At 28.0% G+C, this 1,973-nt stretch carries 2 protein-coding genes; both read left to right on the forward strand.

The window, feature by feature from the left end:
* The coding region (locus tag AOG54_RS09845; RefSeq protein WP_162200846.1) for a hypothetical protein at nucleotides 1–554 on the forward strand (554 nt) is incomplete at its 5' end.
* Between the two features lie 42 nt (nucleotides 555–596).
* A partial coding sequence (locus tag AOG54_RS02870) for a hypothetical protein (RefSeq protein ID WP_156324177.1) occupies nucleotides 597–1,973 on the forward strand: 1,377 nt, incomplete at its 3' end.

A 1,973-nucleotide genomic window follows, 5' to 3' on the forward strand; every position in this document is an offset into this window, starting at 1 on the left:
TGCTTGATAGTGACCAAATTCCTGAGAAAGGACTTTTGCATGAACTCGATGATAAAAGTGAGGACATGGTAATTATACCGGAAAAATCTATAAATAAAAATTTCACATCGAAATGTCTGGATGATTGGAGATATAGAAATGAAAAATATGCTATGGAAAACCCGAATCCATATATCCCGGTAGTTCCCAGATATTATAGGAGATCAGTGTTATTAAACGTCATAAACGAATTATCGCCAGATATTTATAAAATAGAGAGCCATGAAGATTCAATATTATACTATGAAGTTTTCAAAGAAACACAGAACATAGGTTTTGCAAAAAAATACATTTTAAATTATGATCCCCCTCTAAAGATATTGATGCAAAAGGCATTTTTATACGGCAAATATAGGAAGATATTGCAGAATTTAGAAGCACCAGACGACATATTGATGCTAATTAACAAAATTAATAAAAACGCTTTAAATATTAAAGATTTAGGTATAGGTAGAGGATATATTATACAAATTTTGAGGGGTTTAATGTATGAACTTGGGAGAATCATTAAATAATATCTCTATGAAACATTAATTAACATCTTTGATTAAGTTTATATGTCGTATATTGATGAAGGTATAAGAATGAAAAGAATTCATTATCTTTTATATTTAATAAAACACGGTTTAAGGAAATACTACGTAGATATGATATTAATTTTAATTATACCTTTAATTGCTTTAAGGGGGTTTTTATTTGAATCAGGCTATTATTTCTATGCCGATCAAGCATGGCCATTATCAAATTATATTTACACAGTTGGTATATTATCATTTAATTCATTAAGTGGTTTTAGTTTTTCAAGGTTGATAATAGATTGGCCATATTATATCATAACTTTATTCACAAATAGTGTTATGATAACTGAAAGGGCATTTATATATTACACCTTTGTTTTATATCTTTTTTTTGCTTATATTTTTGCTACGATGATAACATCAAAATTTTTACAAACCAAAAATAAATATGAAATAATAACAGTAAAATTCATTATTGTATTATTTATATTCTCAAACTTTACTTCACTAAACCTCATTAACGATGGTGGTTCATATTCAGACAACTTAAATATAATATTTATAGCAATTATACTATTAGCTTTTATCTCATGGAAAAATATGAAAATGGCATTTTTAGTATCAACCATATTATTGACTATATCTATACTTGTAGAACCGGATTACACTACATTTTATTTTATTTCTATAATAATCGGCAGCATAATAGCAGGTTTAATCAATGGAGATTTTCTATATAGATTCAAATATGCTACATTAACATTAGTATCAGCAGTAATTCCAGTAGCTTTTGTTATACTCGGGCTTGTGTTGACATCCAGTCCAGGATCTACAGTAACGGCTGTTGGTGCATTAAGGGTTTACAGCTATGGAACAATATCCTTCTTTAGCGGAAATATAAAGCCATTATACCCGTTGATATTAATAGGGCATTTATGGTCAACAATAGTTTATGCACCACCGAATATATTATTCTATGGCAACAAAATAAGTTCGGTGAAATCTTTAATGCACCCATCGCAATTGTTATTGCCAGATGGCTTTATAACATATATATGGCTATTAACAGTAATAATGATTCCTGTTATATCATTAATTTCAATCGTTTTCAGGAAAACTAGAAAAATTGTATTCCCAGTGATAATATTATTTATAATATTCTATACAATGTCACTTGTTTATTATATAAAACCTTTATTTTACTTAGAGTTGCATATAAGTGAAATTCCGTTACTTGGAGGCTCAATAGGAACAACACTGTCTCTTCCCGGGCACGTAATTAACGTTATTGCATCAATGTACTATATATTATTTTCAATGTCTCTTGTAAATTTGATGAATATGCATTTTCTTGTAGATATAAAATCTGATAAGGATAAATTCAATATAAACATAACAATTATAAAAAATTTTATA

It is taken from the genome of Acidiplasma aeolicum (genome assembly GCF_001402945.1).
Classification (GTDB): Archaea; Thermoplasmatota; Thermoplasmata; order Thermoplasmatales; family Thermoplasmataceae; genus Acidiplasma; species Acidiplasma aeolicum.